Annotated in this window: 17 protein-coding genes; 12 read left to right on the forward strand and 5 right to left on the reverse strand. The window is 34.0% G+C overall.

Annotated features, from left to right (window positions below; translation table 11 throughout):
• The first annotated feature begins 34 nt into the window (after positions 1-34).
• The 6 genes from VDP25_RS05555 (at position 35) to dnaG (ending at position 7409) form a co-directional block, all read left to right on the forward strand.
• The gene (locus tag VDP25_RS05555) at positions 35-220 is read left to right on the forward strand and encodes a DUF5522 domain-containing protein (protein ID WP_334467644.1); all 186 of its coding nucleotides are present in this window, start codon (positions 35-37) and stop codon (positions 218-220) included.
• Positions 220-2220, forward strand: coding sequence for a urocanate hydratase (locus VDP25_RS05560; RefSeq protein ID WP_334467646.1), 2001 nt, complete (start codon positions 220-222; stop codon positions 2218-2220). Before VDP25_RS05555 ends, VDP25_RS05560 begins: the two co-directional genes overlap by 1 nt.
• An 18-nt stretch (positions 2221-2238) precedes the next feature.
• A complete protein-coding gene (locus VDP25_RS05565; RefSeq protein WP_334467649.1) occupies positions 2239-2790 on the forward strand; it encodes a DUF4136 domain-containing protein in 552 nt (183 codons plus the stop codon).
• Positions 2791-2884: 94 nt separating this feature from the next.
• On the forward strand, positions 2885-4792 hold the full coding sequence (locus VDP25_RS05570; protein WP_334467650.1) for a SulP family inorganic anion transporter: 1908 nt from the start codon (positions 2885-2887) through the stop codon (positions 4790-4792).
• A gap of 130 nt (positions 4793-4922) precedes the next feature.
• Entirely contained in the window at positions 4923-5114 is a 192-nt protein-coding gene (locus VDP25_RS05575; protein WP_020895249.1) for a cold-shock protein, read from the forward strand.
• A gap of 330 nt (positions 5115-5444) precedes the next feature.
• A complete protein-coding gene (gene dnaG / locus VDP25_RS05580) occupies positions 5445-7409 on the forward strand; it encodes a DNA primase (RefSeq protein ID WP_334467659.1) in 1965 nt (654 codons plus the stop codon).
• Between the two features lie 16 nt (positions 7410-7425).
• On the opposite strand, the gene VDP25_RS05585 is transcribed toward dnaG, so the two are convergent.
• Positions 7426-8055 (reverse strand): response regulator, encoded by a 630-nt coding sequence (locus VDP25_RS05585; protein ID WP_215928534.1) that lies wholly within the window; start codon positions 8053-8055, stop codon positions 7426-7428.
• A 134-nt stretch (positions 8056-8189) separates the two neighbouring features.
• Positions 8190-8978 (reverse strand): NAD(+) synthase, encoded by a 789-nt coding sequence (gene nadE, locus VDP25_RS05590; RefSeq protein ID WP_334467661.1) that lies wholly within the window; start codon positions 8976-8978, stop codon positions 8190-8192.
• 85 nt (positions 8979-9063) lie between these two features.
• Between nadE and gldB the strand changes: the two genes are divergently transcribed.
• Complete coding sequence (gene gldB, locus VDP25_RS05595) at positions 9064-10026, forward strand: gliding motility lipoprotein GldB (protein ID WP_334467663.1); 963 nt, start codon at positions 9064-9066, stop codon at positions 10024-10026.
• Entirely contained in the window at positions 10026-10364 is a 339-nt protein-coding gene (gene gldC, locus VDP25_RS05600) for a gliding motility protein GldC (RefSeq protein ID WP_215928530.1), read from the forward strand. The genes gldB and gldC overlap by 1 nt, the downstream gene beginning before the upstream one ends.
• Before the next feature lie 103 nt (positions 10365-10467).
• Here gldC and VDP25_RS05605 read toward each other — a convergent pair whose 3' ends face one another.
• Together VDP25_RS05605 and VDP25_RS05610 are read right to left on the reverse strand one after the other, a co-directional pair.
• Positions 10468-11490, reverse strand: a complete 1023-nt coding sequence (locus VDP25_RS05605) for a hypothetical protein (protein WP_334467666.1) — start codon at positions 11488-11490, stop codon at positions 10468-10470.
• Positions 11491-11872: 382 nt separating this feature from the next.
• A complete protein-coding gene (locus tag VDP25_RS05610; RefSeq protein WP_334467668.1) occupies positions 11873-12640 on the reverse strand; it encodes a hypothetical protein in 768 nt (255 codons plus the stop codon).
• Positions 12641-12868: 228 nt separating this feature from the next.
• Here VDP25_RS05610 and VDP25_RS05615 point away from each other — a divergent pair, with 228 nt between their 5' ends.
• Complete coding sequence (locus VDP25_RS05615; protein ID WP_334467670.1) at positions 12869-13495, forward strand: DUF4230 domain-containing protein; 627 nt, start codon at positions 12869-12871, stop codon at positions 13493-13495.
• 3 nt (positions 13496-13498) lie between these two features.
• Here the strand turns inward: VDP25_RS05615 and VDP25_RS05620 are convergent, their stop codons facing one another.
• On the reverse strand, positions 13499-13807 hold the full coding sequence (locus VDP25_RS05620) for a rhodanese-like domain-containing protein (protein ID WP_334467672.1): 309 nt from the start codon (positions 13805-13807) through the stop codon (positions 13499-13501).
• Between the two features lie 111 nt (positions 13808-13918).
• On the opposite strand from VDP25_RS05620, the gene VDP25_RS05625 reads away from it, so the two are divergent.
• From VDP25_RS05625 to paaA, 3 genes are all read left to right on the forward strand, one after another.
• Positions 13919-14488 (forward strand): TetR/AcrR family transcriptional regulator, encoded by a 570-nt coding sequence (locus tag VDP25_RS05625; protein WP_334467674.1) that lies wholly within the window; start codon positions 13919-13921, stop codon positions 14486-14488.
• A gap of 68 nt (positions 14489-14556) precedes the next feature.
• Positions 14557-15630 carry a 1,2-phenylacetyl-CoA epoxidase subunit PaaE gene (gene paaE, locus VDP25_RS05630; RefSeq protein ID WP_334467676.1) on the forward strand — a complete coding sequence of 358 codons (1074 nt, stop codon included), beginning with the start codon at positions 14557-14559 and terminating at the stop codon, positions 15628-15630.
• A 134-nt stretch (positions 15631-15764) separates the two neighbouring features.
• Complete coding sequence (gene paaA, locus VDP25_RS05635; RefSeq protein WP_334467678.1) at positions 15765-16721, forward strand: 1,2-phenylacetyl-CoA epoxidase subunit PaaA; 957 nt, start codon at positions 15765-15767, stop codon at positions 16719-16721.
• The last annotated feature ends 26 nt before the right edge of the window (positions 16722-16747 follow it).

Here is a 16747-nt window from a genome sequence, read left to right on the forward strand (position 1 = left end):
AAATCAATCCAAATTACATTATCTTTGTTAAGATATGAAAAAATACGTTCCCATTGAAGACGGAGACTACTACCTTACACCAGAAGGCTACCGTTGTTTTACAGCACAATACCACTTAAAACGCGGTTATTGTTGTGAGAGCGGCTGCAGACATTGTCCGTATGGATTTAACACATCGTCTCCGCTTAAAAAAGAAAAAAATACGTTAAAAAAAAAGTAATGCATACAACCACATTATCATTTAAAGACCAAATATTAGAAGGCATTCCCAACCCTTTACCAGCACCAAAACCTTTTGATGCTGCTATTAATCATGCCCCAAAACGTAAAGCTATTCTATCTAAAGCCGAAGAAAAATTAGCTTTAAAAAATGCCTTACGCTACTTTGACAAAAAGGACCATAAGACCTTATTGCCTGAGTTTAAAAACGAATTAGACACTTACGGTCGTATTTATATGTATCGCTTAAGGCCAGACTACAAAATGTACGCCAGACCAATATCGGAATATCCTGCAAAATCAACACAGGCCGCAGCGATTATGCTTATGATTCAGAACAATTTGGATTATGCTGTAGCACAGCATCCGCACGAATTAATTACCTATGGTGGTAATGGAGGAGTGTTTTCAAACTGGGCGCAATACCGATTAACCATGAAGTATTTAGCCGAAATGAATGACGAACAAACTCTAGTGATGTATTCTGGTCATCCTATGGGATTATTTCCTTCACATAAAGAAGCGCCAAGAGTTGTAGTAACTAACGGGATGATGATTCCTAATTATTCTAAACCCGACGACTGGGAAAAATTTAACGCCTTAGGAGTTACCCAATACGGACAAATGACGGCGGGAAGTTATATGTATATTGGACCACAAGGTATTGTTCATGGCACAACAATTACAGTACTTAATGGCTTTAGAAAAATAAATAAAGAACCTAAAGGCAATCTTTTTGTAACCTCAGGACTTGGAGGCATGTCTGGAGCACAACCCAAAGCTGGTAATATTGCAGGTTGCATTACGGTTTGTGCCGAAGTAAACCCAAAAATTACACAAGTACGATTAGACCAAGGTTGGATAGACGAAAAAATTACCGATTTAGATGCGCTTGTTAATCGTGTTAATAAAGCCAAAGCGGAAAAAGAAACCATTTCTATAGCGTATTTAGGCAACGTGGTAGATGTTTGGGAAAAATTTGATGAAGCCAATATTCATATCGACTTAGGAAGTGACCAAACCTCATTACACAATCCGTGGGCTGGTGGCTATTATCCTGTAGATATTTCTTTTGAAGACGCTAACGAAATGATGGCGAACCAACCAGAATTATTTAAAGAAAAAGTTCAAGACACCTTACGTCGTCATGCAGATGCCATTAATAAACACACCGCAAAAGGCACCTATTTCTTTGATTATGGAAATGCATTTTTATTAGAAGCTTCTCGTGCTGGAGCTAATGTTATGGCTAAAAACGGTATTGATTTTAAATACCCAAGCTATGTTCAAGATATTATGGGTCCTATGTGTTTTGATTATGGTTTTGGCCCCTTTAGATGGGTATGTGCTTCTGGAAAAGCAGAAGATTTAGCCAAAACAGATGCTATTGCTTGTCGTGTTTTAGAAGACATCAAAAAAAATTCGCCTGAGGAAATTCAGCAACAAATGGCTGATAACATTCAATGGATAAAAGGAGCACAAGAAAACAAACTTGTTGTAGGCTCACAAGCCCGAATTTTGTATGCAGATGCCGAAGGCCGTATGAAAATAGCCGAAGCATTTAACCAAGCCATAAAAAATGGAGATATTGGTACTGTTGTTTTAGGAAGAGACCATCACGATGTCTCGGGAACAGATTCTCCATACAGGGAAACCAGTAATATTTACGATGGCTCACGCTTTACCGCAGATATGGCCATTCAGAATGTTATTGGGGATAGTTTTAGAGGAGCCACTTGGGTAAGCATTCACAATGGCGGAGGCGTTGGCTGGGGCGAAGTTATTAACGGTGGTTTTGGTATGGTTCTTGATGGTAGTATAGAAGCATCAAAACGATTAAAACAAATGCTGTTTTGGGACGTTAACAATGGCATCTCTAGACGCAGTTGGGCAAGAAACGAAGGAGCCGTATTTGCAATAAAACGCGCCATGGAAACGGAACCAAACTTAAAAGTAACCTTACCAAATTTCGTAGATGATGATTTATTAAATGAAGTGTAATAAAAAAACAAAGCTGTTATGAAAAAACTACTCAAACTTACTCCAATGTTTCTTTTACTTATAGTCTTATCATCTTGTAGCTCGGTAAGAGTGGCAACAGATTATGACAGAGAAGCCAATTTTGAAAATTACAAGACTTTCGCATTTTTTAAACCCGGAATTGACAAAGCCGAAATTAACGATCTTGATAAAAGGCGAATTCTTAGAGCTATTGAGTCTGAATTAATGGCAAAAGGCTATACCAAGTCTGAAAACCCAGATATGCTGGTTAGCATATTTACCAAATCTAACCAACGTGTAGACATCTACAACAATGCTTGGGGCAGTGGTGCTTGGGGCTGGGGAGGTTATGGCGGTTGGGGCTGGAGATCTGGCTGGAACAACAACCAAGTATCTACTACAACAGAAGGTGTTTTATACATTGACCTTATAGATGCGAATAAGAAAGAATTAATTTGGCAAGGTTCTGGAACAGGAAATCTTGAAACTAGAAGTGTAGAAAAGAAAGAAGCACGCATTAATGAATTTGTCTCTCAAATGTTAGCACAGTTTCCACCAGAAAAAAAATAAGCATCACACCTATTAAAAAAAAGCATCGGGAAACCGATGCTTTTTTTGTTAAATTCAAAAAGTCTATCTTTGCCGCCTTTTAATTTAAGGAACTATGAAGCTAGGTAGAAACATCATTAAAAAAATCACGCAAAACCCTAAAAATGACATCCTTGCAGGTATAACCGTTTCATTGGCTATGATTCCTGAGGTCGTCGCTTTTGCTTTTGTGGCACAGATAAGCCCTATTGTTGCACTTTTTGGTGCTTTTATAATTGGTATTATTTCGGCACTTTTTGGAGGTAGACCTGGTTTAATTTCAGGAGCTGCAGGTGCTGTAGCTGTTATTTTTGTTTACATGATCCAAGAAGGACATGCCAAAGGCCTCTTATTTGATACTCCGGTAGAAAATATGGGCTATTTTTATCTATTAGCAGCCGTCGTGTTAATGGGAATTATTCAAATTATAGCCGGTGTTTTTAAGCTCGGAAAGTTTGTACGCCTAATTCCACACCCTGTAATGATGGGATTTGTTAACGGTTTAGCCATTGTTATTTTTATTGCACAATTGGGAATGTTTAAAGAAAACAAAAAAGATGTTTTTGGACAAAACATGCGTAAAACCGTATCAAAAGAATTGGTTTATAATGTTAGTGATAACAAGGTAAGAGATTTAATTTCTGACACTGAATTATTTTCTATAGAAGGCGAAAATATAATCAACATTAATACAGGCGAAACTGTTTTTATAGCATCAAACGATCAGGTTTTTGATGTTAAAACAAAAAGAGTGGTCTTTAATATTAAAAACAACGGCTTCTATTCTATAAAAGATAAGGGCGTTGTTAAATCTACTTTACAAGGTCAAAAGCTATACATTATGATAGGCCTTGTACTATTAACTATGCTTCTAATTTGGGGCTTACCTAAATTTAAACTCACAAAAAAATTACCTGCGGCATTAACAGCAATTCTTATTGTTACTTTAATTTCTATTTTTAGTGGACTGCATTCTATAAATGTTGGAGACTTTATTAGAGATGGTGGCGGAGCTGGCCTTAATGGATTTGATGAATTATCTAGTAAACTCAACCTCTTTGACCTTTGGAGTCATCTACCCTTTAACTTAGACACCTTAAAGTTTATAGCTCCTTATGCCTTTTTAGCGGCTTCTGTTGGATTAATAGAAACACTCATGACGATGAATCTTGTAGACGAGCTAACCGATTCTAGAGGAAATGGTAACAGAGAATGTGTTGCTCAAGGAGCAGGAAACATGCTAAGTGGTATATTTGGTGGTACTGGTGGTTGTGGTATGATTGGCCAAACCGTTATAAATATTAATGCTGGTGGTAGAGGACGTTTGTCTGGTGTAATGATGGCAATAACGCTACTTACTTTTATCCTTTTTGCAGATAAGTATATAGAACAAGTACCAATTGCAGCTTTAGTAGGTGTTATGTTTATGATGGTTATTGAAACTTTTGCTTGGTCTAGTTTCCGAATCATGAAAAAAATTCCTGTATCTGATGCTGTAGTACTAATTATTGTTTCTGTAGTAACTGTAATTTTTGATTTAGCCATTGCTGTATTTGTAGGGGTTATTATTTCGGCCTTATCATTTGCATGGGAAAATGCCAAAAGAATTAGAGCCCGTAAACGTTTTAAAGAAGACGGTACAAAAACTTATGAAATTTGGGGCCCATTATTCTTTGGAAGTATTACCTCATTTAACGAAAAATTTGATATCAAAAACGATCCTAACATTGTAGAGATTGACTTTGTAGAAGCTCGAATTTCGGATCATTCGGCTATTGAAGCTATTTATACATTGGTTGAAAAATATCAGGCTGCAGGCAAAACCATAAAACTAAAACACCTGAGCGAGGATTGTAAAATATTGCTTTATAAAGCCAGTCCTAAATTTAAAGATGTCATTGTTGAAGCTATTGATGACCCTCGTTATCATTTGGCTGAAAATCCAGAAAAATTTACAAAACCACTTTCGGAATATAACATCTAATTTATAAGCTTTTTAGAATCTCTAAAGACTAATCTTTAGACACTTATCTTTTTTTAAAAATAAAAGACTCAAAATAATTGATTACCAACTATTTAAACTATATTTGCATCTTAATTTAATATATTTTAATATGAGTACTGGTACAGTAAAATTTTTTAATGACTCTAAAGGTTTTGGATTCATAACAGAAGAAGGAAACAACAAAGAGCATTTTGTACATATTTCTGGTTTAGTCGATGAGATTAGAGAAGGCGATAATGTAGAATTCGATTTAGCAGAAGGAAAAAAGGGATTAAACGCAGTAAATGTAAAAGTTATATAATTATATACCTTACAATCTTTTTAAGCATAAGACCTATCTTTTAGATAGGTTTTTTTTGTGCTTAATTTTAAGCTTACCAATACTTAGCCACTTTAAATATACCAGCTATGATTTATAAAATCCAATTCCTATAACCAAATGTTTTTAGTCTAACAGTTAAACCAAAATTTGGCGCTTTATTTTAGATCATACGATTACTTTAGGGCATTAATTTTTAATACAAATTGTTTTTATCTTAAATTTACAAACTTATTATTTCTGTATTGACAGAAATCCACAAAACGCATAAAACATTAATAAAACTCCTGCTTTTACAGGAACACAGAACAAATGATTTCACAAAATTCTATAGCACAAGTATTTGAAACCGCTCGCGTAGAAGAGGTTATTGGTGATTTTGTACAACTTAAAAAATCAGGTAGTAATTTTAAAGGCCTTAGTCCTTTTAGTGAAGAACGTTCTCCGAGCTTTATGGTTTCGCCCGTAAAGCAAATTTGGAAAGATTTCTCTAGTGGAAAAGGCGGAAATGCTGTTACCTTTTTAATGGAACACGAGCATTTTACCTATCCTGAAGCTATAAAATATCTCGCCAAAAAATATAATATTGAAATAGAAGAAACCGAACAAACAGACGCAGAAAAGGCTCAAGCTGATACTAGAGAAAGTTTGTATTTGGTTAGCGAATACGCAAACACGTATTTTCAAAAAGTACTACATAACACCAACCAAGGCAAGGCTATTGGCTTAAGCTACTTTAAAGAGCGTGGTTTTACAGAAGACACCATTAAAAAGTTTCAGTTAGGTTATTCTTTAGACGAATGGCAAGCCTTTACAGACGATGCCTTAGGAAAAGGCTATAACATCAATTTCCTTGAACAAACAGGCTTAACGATTGTTAAAGGAGAAAAACGCTTTGATAGATTTAAAGGCAGAGTTATCTTTCCTATTCATAGTATGAGTGGACGTATTCTTGGCTTTGGTGGACGAATTTTAGTTAACGATAAAAAAGCAGCTAAATATTTAAACTCGCCTGAAAGCGAAATTTACCATAAAAGTAAAGTGTTGTATGGTTTGTTTCACGCTAAGCAAAGTATTGCCAAAGAAGACAATTGCTATTTAGTTGAAGGCTATACAGATGTGATTCAGTTTCACCAAACCGGAATTACGAATGTAGTCTCTTCTTCAGGAACGGCTTTATCTGCAGACCAAGTTCGTTTAATTAACAGACTTACTAATAACATTACAGTGCTTTTTGATGGTGATGCCGCTGGAATTAGAGCATCTATTCGCGGTATAGATTTAATTCTAGAACAAGGAGTTAATGTTAAAGTTTGTACGTTTCCTGATGGTGAAGATCCAGATAGTTTTTCAAAATCAAACACCTTAGAAGAACTTACGGCTTATCTTGAAGCGAATGCCAAAGATTTTATTCAGTTTAAAGCATCACTATTAGTTAAAGAAGCTAATAATGACCCGATTAAAAAAGCGGAAACCATTCGTGATATTGTAAATAGTATTGCTAAAATTCCAGATCAGATTAAACGCGAAATCTATATTCAAGAATGTGCACGCATTATGGATATTAGTGAGAATGTGCTATTTAGTACCTTAGCGCAAATCAATAAAAAAGAAAATCAAGAGGCTAATAAAACATACAAACAAGACCAAAAAGCATTTCAAGTTGTAAAAAACGAACCTCAACCTAAACAAAAAGTAGATGTTCAGTTTGAATTAGAACGAAAAATCATAGAAATATTAATGCTTTATGGAGATCGTACAGAACAATTTGAAGATTTAATTTTAAAGGAAGACGAAGCCTCTAAAGAGTTGGTATTAGAACCTACCAAACATGAAGCACGTGTATTTGAAAAAATATATTTAGATCTTCAGGAAGATGAAATGCAGTTTTCTAATACACAATTTAAAGCCCTCTACTACGCTATTATTGACCGGTTGAATCAAGACGAAAATTTTTCTACCAAAAATTTCATCAATCAGCTAGACCAAGAATCTGCAAGTACGGTAACAAGTATTTTAATGGAAGATGAGCGCTATAATTTACACGATTGGGAACGCAATCAAATTGTTCCAAAAGAAAAGACAGATTCTGTTCCTCAATTGGTAAGCCAAACCATTTTAAGTTTACGTTGTCATTTAATTGACCAAAAAGTGGCCGAATATAAAAATGAGACCTTAAATAAAAATGCAGACCTACGTGCTATTATGGAAGATGTAAAAGACTACGTTAGCCTTAAAAGGTTATTATCTAGAAAATTAGGAAAAGTATTAGGATAACAGCAAAAACAAGCTTCTATGTTAAATTGTGATGCTTAGCTTGATGAATTAAATCTACAATATTAGTCACGTTAAGCTTTTTGAAAAGTCGCGCTTTGTACGTACTAACTGTTTTTTCGTTAATATCTAATTCTTGTGCAATTTCTTTGTTTTTACGACCAATAGAAAGCAGTTTTAAGACTTCAACTTCTCTAGTTGAAAGTTTTTTAAACATACGGCTTCTGCTTTTTCTGGTATCCTCATAACGCAAATGCTTGTCCATTTTTTCACTGAGAGAGGTTTCTCCTGCGCTAATTTTTCGGATTGCAGTTTCTATATCTTGAACATTAGCCGTTTTACTTAAGTATCCTGATGCTCCTGCTTTAAGCGTACTTATAGCATAGATTTCTTCAGGCTGATGACTAAACATTAAAACATTTACAGACTTGTTTTCTTTTTTAATCGCTCTAAGTGCTGTAATACCATTGAGTTCTGGCAAGTCGACTTCAGATATAATAATATCAACTTTATGGCGACGTACAAATTCAAAGATTTCAATACCACTACCTAAACTACCTATAACTTTTAAATCTGGCTTACTGTTTAAAAATAGTTCTAATCCAGTTCTAATGATAGGATGACTATCAACAATCAAAATATTTATCATGATAATCGACTTTTTTTTGTTAGGTGTTAATTATTTATAACAACGGCTAGGCTAAATGGTTATGTGTAGATTTGTTACACAAAAATAACCAAAAATTAAAGAATTTTAAGAATTTATTCGACAAACTACAGTTTTTACCTTAAAATTTTAGGAATTTCACAAACTGGTATCGCAACCATTTTATGTTTATTTGAGCTATTGTATTTATTAAAAATTTCAAATACTTCACGGTTTCTACCTTCAAAGTCGGCAACAGTTTTCCCATTGGCTTTCATTTCCATAGCCCATTCTAGCTCGGGATAAGAAGCTCCTATTTGATCTTCATCGCTACGGGCATCTCCAAATAAGCCATCACTAGGAGCCGCTTTTATAATAGAAGCTGGCACGTCTAAAAAACGTCCTATTTCATAAACTTCAGATTTTAACAAATCTGCAATTGGACTTAAATCTACTCCACCATCTCCATACTTGGTATAAAAACCAACTCCAAAGTCTTCTACTTTATTTCCTGTACCAGCAACCAACAAGCCATACAAACCAGCATGATAATATAGGGTTGTCATACGCAAACGTGCTCTTGTATTAGCCAAAGCCATATCTACTGTAGATTGCTTTCCTTCTAAACTTACTTCTGTTTTAAATTCTTCGAAAACGGGAGTTAAATCTACCACCTTATCTTTTACATTAGGAAAGCGTTTTTTTAATTGCGCAATATGCTCTTGCGCTCTAGTAACGTGACTTGGCGCTTGATGAATAGGCATTTCTAAACACAAAAGTTCCAAACCTGTTTTTGCACAGAGCGTTGAAGTTACGGCAGAATCTATTCCACCTGAAATACCAATAACAAAACCTTTAACTCCTGCTTTTGCAGCATAGTCTTTTAACCAATCTACAATGTGATTTATAACTTTTTCAGTTTGCATAATTTTTGAATTTTTAAAACAAAGAAGTGTACCTTTGCACAACAAAAATAACGCAATCGTGTTAGTATTAAAAACATTTTATCAAATGCAAATTAAATTCTACCTTATATGTATACTCTTACTGACACTTACGTCTTGTAATGAAGAGTCTAAGATTGAAAAAGAAATTGCTAATATTAAAACAGATTTTACTGTAGAGCGTTTTGACAAAGCTTTTTTTGAAGCTACACCTAAGGATTTACCAAAGCTAAAAAAGGCATATCCTTTTTTCTTTTCTAAACATATACCAGACTCTATATTGGTTCATAAAATGAACGATACTTTACAACGTGAGCTATTATCCGAAGTACAAAAAACTTTTCCTGACTTTAAATCTTCTAAACAAGAATTAAAACAGTTATTTCAACATTTAAAATATTACGACAAAACCTTTACATCTCCTCGTGTAATTACCTTAACCAATGATGTAGCTTATAGAGATAAAATTATAGTTAATGATTCTTTAGTACTTATTGCTTTAGACAACTATTTAGGTGCAGAACACGAATTTTACCAAAACATCTCAATGTATATTGCTGCTAATTTACGTAAGGACCTAATTACAGTTGATGTAGCTAATGGTTATGCCGAAAAATATATATTTCAGACCAATAGAAAAACCTTATTAGATGAAATGATATACTTTGGAAAGCTGCTGTACTTTAAAGATGTTATGATTCCATTTAAAACAGATGCTGAAAAAATAGGTTATACTGAAGCTCAAATAAAATGGGCCGAAGCCAATGAAAGTCCAATATGGAGCTATTTTATTGAAAAAGAATTATTGTACAATACAGACCCTAAATTACCCAATCGCTTTATTGCTGACGCTCCTTTCTCTAAATTTTATTTAGAATTAGACAATGAGTCTCCAGGACGTTTAGGACAATATATGGGCTGGCAAATTGTAAGAGCTTATGCTGAAACTACAGGCGAAGATATCATGACCATCATGCAAACTGAATCTGAAGAAATCTTTAGAAAATCAAAATTTAAACCAAAAAAGTAATGTCTGAAATTATAAAATCTAAAATTGTATTAAACGTTGAACTCGACGAAAACAGAGTGCCAGAAAAACTAAACTGGTCTGCCCAAGATGGTGGTGTTGACAACGAAGAAGCCAAAGCTATAATGTTATCTGTTTGGGATAGTAATGCTCAAGAAACTTTAAAAATAGATTTATGGACAAAAGATATGCCTGTAGATGAAATGAAACTTTTCTTTCACCAGACATTAGTAACCATGAGCGATACATTTTTAAGAGCGACACAAGACGAAAAAATGACCGCTACTATGAAAGATTTCTGCGATTATTTTGCTGATAAATTAGAGCTTAAAAAGAAATAAACACGGCGTCTTTTCTTTTAAATTTAAAATTGTATCAATAAAAAATCTCAGGCTATAATTGACCTGAGATTTTTTATTTATATATTATTAAGAGCTCGTACTTTTATAAATCACTAGACTTATCTTCATCTACTACCCTTTTATAATAAGGCTCCATATTAAAACTCTCTGAAGCAATATTCATATAATCTTCTTTATTCTTTTTCTTGTGTTGCACAAACTCAGAAGGATCGTAAACCGTCCAAACTGTAAGCTCATTTAATCGACCTGTTTTTGTTTTCATGTCAATCTCAATTTTCTTAATCATTCTGTCAACAACATCTTGATCACTCATTTTCTGTATTTTTTCAGAACTTTGACCATTATTTATTTTATAAACAACCCAATACGTACTAACAACTCTGTTTGCTCTGGCTGCATCAATCTCACGTGTTGAGATCTCAGGGGCTTTTTTAGTCACCTCTGTTTTTGCACTAAACAATGACAAACTGCTCTTTTTAGGTGCCTTTTTCTTTGCTACAGCAACTTTCTTTTCAGGTTGCTTGGCCTTTTGTGGCTGAGCTTTTTTACCGGCTACCGCTAAGTCAGTTTTTTTTATACTGCTTTCACTACCATACAATTCTTCTTTAGGCTGTATAGGCTTTTTTATAACTTCTGTTTTTGTTTCTGCTATTTTCTTAGTTACAGTTTCTTTAGGCAATGCTTTAGGAGCTTCGGCACTAGCTACAGCAGCTTTGGGTGACACTAACTTCCTTCCAAAAAGATCTGAGCTATCTGCAACTAAAGGAGTGTCGTTAAGCGACTCTATAGGCTCATTTCTTAATAAAGTAATAACTATTAACTTATCACTTAATAAAGCTTCTACAATATATCTACCTACAGGTATATCTCCAATAGGTATTATAGCTTCAGATTCTCTTACTTTTATAACGCGTTCAAAATCGTCATTAAAAATAACGACTTCATAAATAGTACGTTCACATTTAAAGATAAGGCTATCTCCGGAGTCATTAAGCTTGTGCTTAAGTTCTTTTGCTCTTACATTAACGTTTTGAAATAATGTGGATTTTTGACCATAGATAACAGACGTCATCAATAAGAATACAAGCGTGTATAATAGTCTCATAATAAGTAGGTTTTTTTTGCTTTGGGAAACAATTTTTTTTCACATGGAAAAGACAAATATGTACAATTCCTTATTAAAAACAAAGGTATTCGCTTTATTTTATGGCGCTTTAAAATTTAGATATTCTACATTTATTTTTGGTCAACGTGCACCAATCCTCGACATAACGGGGAAAACACAGGTTAAAGGGAGACTATTTTTTAGCGCATTTTTTATTTTTACCCCAACAAAATCTGTATGAAAAATACTACTAAATAAAGTTGTTTGTCCGAAAAAAGCATACTTACAACTGACGCAAGACGCTTCAAAATTCTTAAAATCTCACTAAAATTATCAGTTAAAAATTGGAGTTTAATTAGCTCTAAAACGCTAAAAAACCTCTCTATAAATTTTGAAGGGTATTTTCGGTGATATAATAAGGTGTTGTATTAAACAAATCGGAATATAACGAATAGAAGAAATCAGGATTTAACATCTGATACTCCATAAATTTAGCTGAATTATAAACTTCCCAAACGGTTAATTCGTTGTGTTTACCAGAAATACTATTCAGTTCTAATTTATGTTTTAAAATCATTCTATCAGCAACGTCTTTACTTACTAACCTCATTGTTTTACTAGAGCCACTTTCACTATTCACTTTAGTTAACACCCAGTAAAATTTTTGTTTTTTCTCTGTATTTCTTTTAGCACTAGACCCTGTTAAAAGAAACTCAATACTTTTATTTGGCGTTTTTTGTATGACATTTAAACTTTCGTCTAACATCATACCTTTGCCCTCTGCAATGTTTTCCTTTGTAGCTGTTTTAGAATAAGCACCTTCATCAGCATAGTCATATCGCATTAATCCCATGACGATGTTCTTATCCTCCAATCTCGCTTCAATCACAAATTTACCTTCAGGAATATCTGCTAAGGAAATTTGAGATTCAAAACCTTCAACTTTTACCAACTTTTCGTAATCTTCGTTAAAAATCTCAATCTGAAGGATTTTAGTTTCACTACTCAAAATCAAGCTGTCTTTAGCATGATTCAAATCATGCTTTAATGCTTTTGCTTTTGGATTGTTATTTTTGAATAGTATAGAATTCTGACTATAATTAATTAATGTCGAGAATAGAATCAGTAGCGTGCATATATTCTTTGTCATAATAATCACTTTTAAGTTAAAGAGCTTTCTTCAAACAGGATGTACAAAACACAAATGTTCTTCTAATTAAGAGCTAAGTTATAGCCTTAAAACCAAACGGTTATATATTTAAGATATGATGCATTTTTCTTAGACCATACACTTTCATCTTCGTTATAAAGCAAAAAAACAGGATTTAATTATCCCTAATTATTGGTGTGTTAATTTGTAATTATATTAAATTAGCCTATGCGAAAAATTTTATTTGGTGTTGTTATAACATTAATTGTTCTATTGACCTTTAAGTATTGTGAAGACAAGAAAGAAGATAAAATTGTCATTGAAGCACATAGTGCTTTAATTCAAGAACAGATTAAAAATGTTGGGAAATTAGTCGTTACTGAAGGCCATTTTTCAGAGGTCTTTAGTTACAAAAATTCTAAAGCAGTTTTTGGAGATTTAATGTCTGCAGAAAAGAAAGCATTAGTTGTGGTTAATGCCGATGTAACCATAGCTTATGATTTAAGCAAAATAGAATATCATATTGATGAAACAACTAAAACCCTACAGATTATAAGCATTCCTAAAGAGGAAATAAAAATTAATCCCGATTTTGAATATTACGATGTACAGGCTGATTTTTTAAATCAGTTTGATGCCAAAGATTATAATACCATTAAGAATACAGTTAAAGAATCATTAATGAAAAAAATTGAGGCTTCTGAATTAAAATCTAATGCTCAGAATAGATTAATTAGCGAGCTTTCAAAATTCTTTATTCTCACTAATTCTTTGGGATGGACCTTACAATACAATGAAAATCCTATAGAAGACTTAAATCAATTTCAAAACTTAGAAAAGATTTTAGCAGACTAGCTCTTAACCCAACTTACGTTGTAAACTACCTATACCTCCGCCATTAATAGCATCAACCCCTTTAGATTTTAATAGACTCGCGGCACTACCAGAACGCATACCACTGGCACAGTATGCAATCACAGGTTTGTTTAACTTTTTAACTTCATTAAGTCTATTACCCAATTCCTGTACAGGAATATGTAAAGCATTTTTAATATGACCACCTTGGTACTCACTATGAGTTCGTACATCTAAAATAACAGCGTCTTTTTCAATATAGTCTGCAACGTTATTCGTCGATTTTCCAAATAGAGCATTTAATAATCCCATAATTTTAATTTTGAGCAAAATTCTAAATAATACGAAGAACATTGCGTAACCAAAGTTACATTATAATTATTAATACATTAAAATCTTCTTATTTTAGTACTTTGCATACACATGAGACAAGAAACGCGTCAACAAGAAATTTTAAGAGTTGCAGCCAAACTTTTTAAAGAAAAAGGTTACAGTGCTGTCACTATGCGAGATTTAGCCAAAGCCATTGGTATAAAAGCAGCAAGCCTGTATAATCATATAAACTCCAAACAAGACATCCTAAATAAAATTATAATTTCATTAGCTGAAGAATTTACAGAAGGAATGACATCCATTCAATCTTCTGATGCTAGTTGTATTGAAAAACTCAAAAAAATTATAGAGCTACATGTGCGTATTTCTAGCCAAAATATTTACGGTATGGCATCGCTTAATAACGATTGGATGCACTTAGAAGACAAACTTAATTATTACCAAAAATTAAGAATTGATTACGAAAATGATTTTAGGGCAATTCTAAAAGAAGGAATAGCATCTGGCGAAATCGTAGACACCAAACCAGACGTAATGATGTTTTCTATTTTAACAACATTACGCTCCCTCTATATCTGGATACCTAAAAAAGAAGACATTAACCCTGAAGAATTATCTCATACCCTAAATCAAATACTGATAAAAGGCATTAACAAATAGTTTAGAATATATTTTATAACTTTGCTGAACAAACTAACAAGTGTTAGTTAAATGTTTAAGAAAAACATATGGCAGATTTTCACATCTTAAAAGTTGCAGACATTTATAAGGAGACAGAAGACACTTCTGTAATTACTTTTGAAGTACCCTCAGAATTAAAAAAAGAGTTTCAATTTAGGCAAGGTCAGCATTTAACCTTAAAAGCAGACATTAACGGAGAAGATGTACGTCGTTCGTATTCGCTTTGTTCAAGTCCATTAGATGGTCAATGGAAAGTCGCTGTAAAGTTAATTCCTGGCGGAAAGTTCTCTACCTATATAAACGACGAATTAAGACGTGGTGACCAGTTAGAAGTAATGTCGCCAAGCGGAACCTTTGGTGTAGACGTCAATGCTACAAAAGCTAAAAACTATCTTTTTTTTGCAGCAGGTAGCGGAATCACACCTGTACTGTCCATGGTAAAAGCGCATTTAGAAGCCGAACCAAATTCAACATGTAAATTATTTTATGTCAATAAGACCGCAAAATCCATTATCTTTAAAGAAGAACTAGAGCAGCTTAGAAATAAATATTTTGGGCGGTTCGAAATCTATTACTTCTTAACCAAAGAACGTAGAGATATAGAACTGTTTAATGGAAGATTCGATGACGAAAAGATGCGAATTTTAACGCAAACGTTTATCGATATTCCAGATACTAGCGAAGTCTTTTTGTGTGGTCCAGAAAAAATGGTGAATTATGTTAGTACTTACCTCATTAATGCCGGATTACCAAAAGAACTCGTGCATTTTGAATTGTTTGTCACCGGACTTTCAGATGAAGATATAAAACGAGCAGAACGCTTAGCGCAACAAAATGTAGAAGGAATAGAGGTCACTATTGTTGATGGAGGAAAAGAATTTGCTTTCACCATGACCAAAGAATATGATAATATTTTAGACGCAGCCTTAGGTGCAGGAGCCGATTTACCTTTCGCATGTAAAGGTGGTGTTTGCAGTACTTGTAAATGTGAAGTTATTGAAGGGTCTGTTGAAATGAAAATTAACTATGCCTTAGACGAAAAAGAAGTCTCTCAAAATTTGGTATTAAGCTGTCAAGCCGTGCCAACATCTGAGAAAGTAGTGGTCGACTTTGATGTGTAAAATTCCTGCGAAGACAGGAATCTTATAAAGCAAATTCCTTAACGCACCAACAGCAAAAGGCCAACGGCCACAGCTAATAAAAAATAAAGTTCAACGAGCTAAAGGTCAAAAGCCAATAGCTAATAGCTATAAAGATGAGTGAAGAACAAATAAAAAATCTAGAAAAGCAGTTCGAAGAACGTATCGCAAGAGACGAGAAAATCGAACCTAAAGATTGGATGCCTGAAAAATATCGCAAGACGCATATTAGACAAATGTCGCAACATGCGCATTCCGAAATTATAGGGATGCTTCCCGAAGGCAATTGGATCACAAGAGCACCTTCGTTAAGACGAAAAGTAGCTTTATTAGCTAAAGTTCAAGATGAAGCAGGTCATGGCTTGTACCTCTACTCTGCTTGCGAAACTTTAGGAGTTTCTCGCGATGAATTATATGAGCAATTGCATTCAGGAAAAGCAAAATATTCGTCCATATTCAATTACCCAACCATTACTTGGGCAGATATGGGAGCCATTGGTTGGTTGGTAGATGGTGCAGCCATTATTAATCAAGTACCACTTTGTAATACCTCATACGGCCCATACGCACGTGCCATGATTCGCGTGTGTAAAGAAGAAAGTTTTCATCAGCGACAAGGCTTCGAGATTATGATGAAACTAGCAAATGGAACACCAGAGCAAAAGGATATGGCACAAGATGCTTTAAACCGCTGGTGGTGGCCAAGCTTAATGATGTTAGGCCCAACAGATGCAGAATCTATTCACACCGAGCAATCGATGAAATGGAAATTAAAACGAAAATCTAATGATGATTTACGTCAGCAATTTATAGATCAAACCGTTCCTCAAGCAGAATTAATTGGACTTACCATTCCAGATCCCGATTTAAAATGGAACGAAGAACGCCAAAGCTATGATTTCGGAGAGATTAATTGGGATGAATTTTGGCAAGTTGTCAAAGGTCATGGACCAATGAATAAAGAACGAATGAAAGCTAGAGTGAACGCATGGGAAGAGGGAGAATGGGTTCGTGATGCTGCAATGGCTTACGCAGAAAAGAAACAAGCAAGAAAACAAAAACAAGCAATTTAAGAAGTCGAAACTGAAACTGAAGTTGA

The organism is Winogradskyella sp. ECml5-4 (assembly GCF_036903175.1).
In the GTDB taxonomy this organism is placed as follows: domain Bacteria; phylum Bacteroidota; class Bacteroidia; order Flavobacteriales; family Flavobacteriaceae; genus Winogradskyella; species Winogradskyella damuponensis.